Origin of the sequence: Synechococcus sp. R5-15, from assembly GCF_047462035.1 — a bacterium.
In the GTDB taxonomy this organism is placed as follows: domain Bacteria; phylum Cyanobacteriota; class Cyanobacteriia; order Thermostichales; family Thermostichaceae; genus Thermostichus.
The window spans coordinates 1-7,344 of the sequence record NZ_JANSIK010000164.1 but is presented as its reverse complement, the minus strand read 5'-3'; the positions used below and the strand labels follow the sequence as shown (position 1 = coordinate 7,344).

Below are 7,344 nucleotides of genomic sequence, written 5' to 3'. Positions count from 1 at the left end.
TCCGTACTGAACATATTATACATTATTTTCAGTATAGTTGAGCTTATTATTGACTAGAGTCATGCTCCCCCAGCTACGCCCTGGATGAGGCGGTGGTGGACTACTATTACCAGGCAGCCCACCAGGCGGGGGCTCAATTTGCCCCCCGTTCTTTTCTCACCGGCAGGCTCAATTTGCCCATCCAAGACGACTTTCGCGTGGTGGCCAAGCCCATGGCTCTGGTCTGGGGAGAACAAAATCGTCTCACCGACCCAGAACAGGCAGAGCGGTATCGCGCTTTGCGCCCGGAGGTGCCGATATACCGGTTGCCAGGGGCTGCTTTTCCGCACATTGAAGCGCCGCAGACCTTTTTGTCGGTGGCTTTGCGCTTCTTGGCCGAAGCCGATCCTGCCCTGCCGGGATAGACAGATGGGGGATCCCTTTGCCCCTTGGCAGAAAAAAGTGGGAGATTGACGCAAGAAGCAGCCCTAGCGCCAGGGGTAAGGGCCGTGCTCTCGGTTGACGTGACCATCCCGAGCGCAGAGGGGAGTTGGTACGAGTCCGGCAACTTAAGTGGGCTCCCCGGCCTTATCTTCCCAGGGATCACTATCCACAGGAGTGGAGCTGGAAGGAGGAGGGGCAGGCTCAGAAGGAGGGGCCTCTTCTTTGGCATACTCCTGTTCCCAAGCCGGTTGTTCGGGGGTGGGTGCGGGCTCAGGTGGACGAGGTCGCACAGGCTGCGGCTCAGGTTCAGGCTCTTCTTCTGCGTAAACGTCTTCTTCTTCGGCTTCGTATTCCTCGTCGTATTCTTCTTCGTAATCTTCCTCGACGGCGGAACTCTCGACAGCACTGGGCAGGGCAGGAGCAGGGCTAACTCCGGCTTCCCAAGGGGGCTTGCCGATTCCCAGGGTTTCCAAAATCCCCTTGGCCAGTTGGGTTAGGCGGGTCTCAGCGCCATCGGCAACAATAAGGCGATCCCCGCCCACAGAGACAATCTCGTCAGTGGAGAGCAGATAGGTGCTGAGGATGAAGCCGGGTAAAAAGGTGAGGCCGAGGTTGGAGAGCACCAAACCCGTGATGATGCCGGAGACGGAGTTGAACTCAAAATCTTTAACTTTGCCGAGGCGGATCCCTTCTTCGGTTACCACCTCGCTGCCAACCACGCGACTCAGGCCCTCCAAATCCAAGTTATCGAAAACTTCTTCGCTGGGGACAAGAACTGCATCCTGACCCAACGCTGTTACTTGCCGCAGCTCCATCAAACGGGGGGATCCGGCAAGGGCTTTTTCCAGCACCCCCAGCACCAGAACCTGCTTGGCTTCCAGATCCGCCCAAACTTCGCTGACTACCCCAAGCCGGGCTGCGTTGCCCTGGCTGATCACCTGCGTTCCCAGAACCTGTGACCGCCGACGAACCTCTGATCGCACCAGCGCAACAGATCCTTTCCCAGTCGTCATGATGGTTTCCCCGTCGTAAGTCAAAACGTTCCCGTTGTTGGGCTGCGTGTCTGACACAGTTCGCCAGAATTAAGTAAGTTAATAGTACCACTGCCTGTCTCCTCCCTCGCGGGCTGCCCAGGTGGGATCCCGGCCAATCTGCCTGCTCCAGGCCAGAAACTGCTCTGCCATCGCGCCCAGGGAATAGTGCTCTTCTGCCCGTTGCCGACAGCGGCTCCTGTCGATGTGATCTAGGCGCTCTACAGCCTCTGCCAAAGCTGCCACGTTGTCCGGCTCGACGATCCAGCCGGTTTCTCCATCGCTGACAATTTCCGCGGGCCCACCCCGGCGGTAGGTAATCACCGGCACGCCACAGGCCAAAGCTTCCACCGCCACCAAGCCAAAGGCCTCCACCCACTTGGGGGTCATGACCAAGGCTGAGCATTGCCCCAAGATCCGCTGCATTTGCGGGGTGGGCAAAAACCCTCGGTAATCCAGTTGGGCATGTGGGTACTGCGCTTGGATCTGCTGCCAGTAGCCTGGCTCTTGCAGGTGGCCTAGGATCACCACCGGCCTTCCCGTCTTCTCGGCTAGGGCAGCACAGTCTTCCAGGCCCTTTTCGGAGGCAATGCGCCCAATCCAACACAGGGATCCATTCCCTTGGGGCACAAAGTCGTAGAGGCGCAGATCCACCCCGCAGGGCAGATAGACAAAGGGATCCCGACCTGCCGCCATCTCGGCTCGGGCAAAGGCAAAGGTCTGGGCTTGCGCCCGCGAATGCACCGCCAGCCGACCAGGGTAGCGATGGGCAATGTGCTCTAGAGCCTGATCAACGGCATCGCTGAGGGATCCCATGCTAATGATGTGGGCCACCGGGGTGCGGAAAAAATCCGTCAAATAAAACGAGAGCCAATCGTAGCTCCAGTTCACGATTAGATCGAACTGATCTTGCAGGTGGGCAGCCCGCTGCCACAGGTTGGCCAGCAGAGAGGGGGTGTGGATCAGAACCGGCTGATCGCGGCGCTGGGTTTGCGCATAGGCCGGGGGAAGGCCCGCCACCGGCTCGATCACCTCCTCCGGCAACTCCGCCATTCGGGATCCCACAGGGGCCAACACCCGCACTTGGGATCCCATCTGGAGTAAGACACGCGTCAGGTTGGCAAGATTGAGCTCCACACCACCACCGGCCCCGGATCCCAGAGGTCCAACAGGGGTGGAGAGGAACAGATAGCGGTAGGGACGAGCCATAGGGAGAGCCTCGGTAGCTCAGCCCATTGTCTTCTCAATCCGGATACCCGACTCCTTTTGCCTGGCCTCAAAGCCCCCAGCCTGCCCAGAACTTTACGAGGCTTTGGCTACAAAAATTTCTCCCTTCTCCACCTTGACCTTGTAGATGGCCAGGTCTGCCTTGGCCGGGCCACGGGTACGGCTGCCATCGGCAGCAAAAGCCGAGCCATGACAGGGGCAGACAAAGTTCTCCCCCCGCCAGTTCACATCACACCCCGCATGGGGACAGGCGGCATCCAAAGCCAGCAGAGAATCTTCTTTTTGCGGATCCCCGACCAGCCAGAGGGTGGCGGTGTTTTTCCCAAAGGCGTTTTCCACCTTGAAGGGGCCATCTTTGAGATCGGCCAGAGTGGCAACTTTCACAAACTCCGGCTCAGAAGCCTTAGAGCCAGAAGCAGTTCCCTGGGCCAGGGCAAAACGGCGCCGGGTAAACCCAGGTAACCAACCCACCAACGAGCCAAAACCGAGAGCCAGCCAGCGAAGAAAACCACGACGATTGTTGTACATGGCTATGTGTCCTTGGAGGTGTGCGAAATGTAGGTCATGAGCCAGCAAAAGACCGGCCCCTTCAGAAGGGATCCCCGTACAAATGCTGCCCTTAACATTTTGTTACACCGGAACAGTTTCGGCCAGGGCCAAGCCGCACTTTTTCCGGCTAGAGTACGCAGTAGCCCTCTTCGTTGCTTGAGTACCGGGGATGGGCTCTTGCACTGCTGGAGCTTAGGATCGAGAGGTAAACAGCTCAGCAACCGCGCAGGCAAAGCCGGGCAACAGGGGAGAAGACAACGCATCCTGAGCCAACAGCGTTTCTACCAAGACCAACTGGGCCTGTTGTCTGCGATACACCTCTACTCTCTGAGCCAGCCGATCGACGATCCAGTACTCTTGCACCCCATGCACAGAGTAGAGTTTCCGTTTTGCCAAGCGGTCTCGATCCTCATGAACTTTTCCAGGTGATAGGACTTCAACCACCAGCTCAGGGGCACCCCGAAAATGTCCTGCTTCATCTTGAATCTGTGATAGCCGCTCATAACTAACCCAAACAACATCGGGAGACACATTATCAAATTCGGAAAAGAGGATCCCTGGCATGATTGAGGGTTCTCCCAATCCTGTTTCTAGCGACCACCGATGCAGTGCGGAGAACAAACACCCGATAATGTGCTGATGTTTGTGATGAGGAGAGCGAGTCACCAGCAGTTCTCCGTCGATGATCTCGTAGCGGATCCATTCATTCTCTGGAAGAGCCTCGATATCCCGAGTGGTCCAGCGTACTTCTGTAGCAGTCATTAGCTATCCCTATAGCAATAAATGGTGCTATGCCCAGGGCACCCTGCTGCTGTACCTACGACACTGGGCCGACAACTGCAACGCTGTCGCAACAGCGGGAACCGCACTTGGCGTAGCCAAATCTTAGCCCAGGATCCCGTTCACAGAAGCGGGACGGAGTCCTCCCTCTCTGGCCACGACGGCTCAATGGATAGAGGTTCTCTAGAGCTGGACTATTGGCTGCGCTATCGTGTGGGGCTAGTTGGGATAGATGCGCAAGCGGCGGTTGGGCTCTTCGCCAAAGCTTTGGGCCCGCAGGTGGTAATGTTCCACCAACTGGTGTTGGAGCTTGCGGATCAGAGGCGAACGGGGCAAAAGTTCCACCGGCTGAGACTTGGGAATGACAATTTGCTCCACCGCCAGGCGGGCTTCTTCCAGAGCTTCGGTTTCATCGCCTGAGCTGGCGCGAATGAACAGCTCCAGGTCGGAATCGGATCCCTCTTCGCTTTCAATGTTGAGAATATGGCGCAGGGCGCGAGCCAGGGCAATCAGAGTATTGGCCTTGACGGTGTGAATCGGGATCTGGCGGGAGTGGGCCATCTGCTGGATCTTGGAACGGCTACGCACCTGGGATCGCAAGGCCAAGACAATGTCCGCCCCATCCAGGTCTTTGGTGACATCCGCCGGCAGTTTCAGGGTTTGGATCACCTGCTCCAGGTAGAAGCGGCTCACTCCGTAGGGGTAGATCATCAGCGGCCCATCCGGATTCTGCTGCCGTCCTGTCGGGGCTAGGGCGGATCCCTCCCAGTCCAAATCTTCTTCTTCGTCAGAGCCGGATTCTACTCTGGATTCGGCCACCACCTGAGGGGCAGGACGGGATCCCGCCGGCGTTAGCGGGACGGAGTCCTCTCGCCTCTCCAGGAGCAAACCCGATTCTCCTTGCTGCTGCGAGCGACTTTCAAGCGGCTCTGAAGGCAGAGCTTCCATCCGTCCAGAACGTCGCCATCCTCCCCGCTCCCGTGCTGCGGACATTGTGCTGCCGGCGGGGGGCCATTGGGGGCCAGATAGGGCCGGGCGCTCATTCGTGACTATCACCACCTGGCCGCGTTCGTCTAGACTGCGGGTTTGGGTCAGGGGCTCGCGGTTGCGCAAGAGGCGATCCACAGTGGCGGCCACATCTTCATGGATGACCCAGCGGGATCGCTCCAGCATCTCTATGGCAATCTCAAACGTGGGGGGGGCTTTGCGCTCCAACACACTCTTCTGAGAGCCCCGTCGCCGCGCCTCTTCATCTCCCAGGGTGACCGATTGGATCCCGCCCACCAAGTCTGAGAGGGTGGGATTTTTGATCAGGTTGTCGATGCGGTTGCCATGGGCGGTGGCCACCAGTTGTACCCCCCGCTCGGCAATGGTACGAGAGGCCAAAGCTTCCAGTTCAGTGCCGATCTCGTCGATAACTACCACTTCGGGCATGTGGTTTTCCACTGCCTCGATCATCACCTTGTGCTGCAGCTCTGGGCTGGCCACCTGCATCCGTCTGGCCCGGCCAATGCCCGGGTGGGGCACATCGCCATCGCCGGCAATCTCGTTGGAAGTGTCGATAATAACCACTCGTTTGCCCAGCTCATCGGCCAGCACACGGGCAATTTCCCGCAGGGCCGTGGTTTTGCCCACCCCTGGTCGGCCTAGCAACAGCATGGAGCGCCCCTGTTCCACCAAGTCGCGGATCATGCTGATCACGCCGATAACGCAGCGACCCACCCGGCAGGTGAGGCCAATGATTGTGCCTTGGCGGTTGCGGATGGCACTGATCCGGTGCAGGGTAGAGGCAATGCCTGCGCGGTTGTCACTGCTGAACTCTCCAACCCGGCTGATCACCTGATCCAAGTCGGCCCGGGTGATCACGTCCTCGGAGAGGTAATCGGCAAAGCCGGGGAAGCGGGCTTCGGGACGGCGGCCCAAATCCAGCACCACCTCCACCAATCGATCCAGGTGAGGATGCTGTTCTAGGCGCTCACGAATCGGAGCAGGCAGGATATCCAAAAGCTTACTCAGGTCGTCGCTGTATTGAACCTGGCCGGGAAAGCCGGTACGTTCACGTAAGCGGTGCGGAGCACTTTCCGGATCCATCGACGGACTTGGGGTTGAGGGCTGTACGGGGAAACTCATGGCTGAGCAACGTCGTTAAACGCAGGAAAAACAGGTTTGCCTAAAAGCAACGGATCGCCGCTTTACTTGCTGCACCAACTGCTTGGCCAACGGGATCCCTGCCACCAATCCAGGATTCCATCCTGACTCCGATGAGCTGTGAGCTGGCTCTTCCAGATAGGCTGACACCAACTGTCGCGCATAGCTGCCGAAGGCTACCCCCGCCACCGGCCACCGGGGATCCAACAGCGGCACCGTTTGGGCGTTGGTTCCTCCTGCCAATTGCACATAGCCCGGCAGACCCATATTCAGTACCTTCTCGGCCAATTTCAGGGTGGCTTTGCCGGTGCCAGCTCCGATATCGCCACTCATAGGCCGGCCATCCACCTGCCAGATCAGCACTTCCGGCAAGGGATCCATAAGAGCCAGCAAATCCCTCAAGTAAGCCTCTAGGCCCGGGCCATCGTTAAAGCTAATTGAGATTGCCTGGAGCTGAGGTAGCCAGGGCTTCAGGGATCCCCACAATTCCTCGAATGGCCTCTGGCGACCGATGCAGGTGTGAATCTCCACCGCTTGAATGCCCAGCTCGACCAAAGGCGGCAAAACTTCTGACAAAGCGACCTGGTAGCCGAAGGTGGCAATGCGCCGGTGGGGGCAAACCGGCTCGCAGCGCCCACAGCCGTAGCACAGCTCTGTCTGGATGTGGACTTGAGCAGGAAGGGCTGCCTGGGTCAAAGCATGAGGGGGACAAACTGCCAGACAAGGCTGAGGACAGTCGGCAGGACAAACAGGAGCCGTCAGCACCGCCTTGCGGAAATGCACGTCTTCACCGTCATTGACGCTGACCATCAACCAAGGGGATCCCGCCTGGGGATCTTCGGCTTGTGCCCGTTGGATCCCTTCTTGAGCGGCCCGCACAATGGCCGGATCGGCAGCGACATCAATGCAATCTGCCCCGGCCAGCGTGTAAAGGAAAGCCAGCTCCCGAACCGAGGGCAAGTGGTGGAAACTTGCGCCGCAGATCAGCTTAAACCAAGTACCCTGTTGCAGCGAGGCGGTTGGCAAGGTCACAGGCACGAGAAACCGCTAGCAGGATGGGGATCTGAGCCGCAGGCCATCTACTTGAGATGGTAGCAAAGAAATTTCCAGGATCCTGAAGAGAGCATGACTCTAGTCAATAATAAGCTCAACTATACTGAAAATAATGTATAATATGTTCAGTACG

Annotated in this window: 7 protein-coding genes; 1 reads left to right on the top strand and 6 read right to left on the bottom strand. The window is 58.3% G+C overall.

Features of this window, described 5'->3' with window-relative positions; translation table 11 throughout:
• Positions 1 to 92 precede the first annotated feature (92 nt).
• On the top strand, positions 93 to 404 hold the full coding sequence (locus NW839_RS12350) for an alpha/beta fold hydrolase (protein WP_414380688.1): 312 nt from the start codon (positions 93 to 95) through the stop codon (positions 402 to 404).
• Between the two features lie 144 nt (positions 405 to 548).
• Here the strand turns inward: NW839_RS12350 and NW839_RS12345 are convergent, their stop codons facing one another.
• The 6 genes from NW839_RS12345 to NW839_RS12320 form a co-directional block, all read right to left on the bottom strand.
• Positions 549 to 1,406: a PRC-barrel domain-containing protein gene (locus NW839_RS12345; RefSeq protein WP_414380686.1), complete on the bottom strand. Its 858-nt coding sequence runs from the start codon at positions 1,404 to 1,406 to the stop codon at positions 549 to 551.
• A gap of 108 nt (positions 1,407 to 1,514) precedes the next feature.
• Positions 1,515 to 2,663, bottom strand: coding sequence for a glycosyltransferase (locus NW839_RS12340; RefSeq protein WP_414350100.1), 1,149 nt, complete (start codon positions 2,661 to 2,663; stop codon positions 1,515 to 1,517).
• A 93-nt stretch (positions 2,664 to 2,756) separates the two neighbouring features.
• Positions 2,757 to 3,152: a ubiquinol-cytochrome c reductase iron-sulfur subunit gene (locus NW839_RS12335; RefSeq protein WP_414380684.1), complete on the bottom strand. Its 396-nt coding sequence runs from the start codon at positions 3,150 to 3,152 to the stop codon at positions 2,757 to 2,759.
• Between the two features lie 270 nt (positions 3,153 to 3,422).
• The gene (locus NW839_RS12330; RefSeq protein WP_414350099.1) at positions 3,423 to 3,992 is read right to left on the bottom strand and encodes a Uma2 family endonuclease; all 570 of its coding nucleotides are present in this window, start codon (positions 3,990 to 3,992) and stop codon (positions 3,423 to 3,425) included.
• Between the two features lie 237 nt (positions 3,993 to 4,229).
• Positions 4,230 to 6,140 (bottom strand): R3H domain-containing nucleic acid-binding protein, encoded by a 1,911-nt coding sequence (locus NW839_RS12325; protein ID WP_414350098.1) that lies wholly within the window; start codon positions 6,138 to 6,140, stop codon positions 4,230 to 4,232.
• Between the two features lie 15 nt (positions 6,141 to 6,155).
• Positions 6,156 to 7,190 (bottom strand): LdpA C-terminal domain-containing domain, encoded by a 1,035-nt coding sequence (locus NW839_RS12320; protein WP_414350097.1) that lies wholly within the window; start codon positions 7,188 to 7,190, stop codon positions 6,156 to 6,158.
• Positions 7,191 to 7,344 lie beyond the last annotated feature (154 nt).

Coding starts and splice junctions, on each gene's coding strand:
- NW839_RS12340 (WP_414350100.1), bottom strand. CDS start 2,663: ATGGCTCGTCCCTACCGCTATCTGTTCCTCTCCACCCCTGTTGGACCT.
- NW839_RS12330 (WP_414350099.1), bottom strand. CDS start 3,992: ATGACTGCTACAGAAGTACGCTGGACCACTCGGGATATCGAGGCTCTT.
- NW839_RS12325 (WP_414350098.1), bottom strand. CDS start 6,140: ATGAGTTTCCCCGTACAGCCCTCAACCCCAAGTCCGTCGATGGATCCG.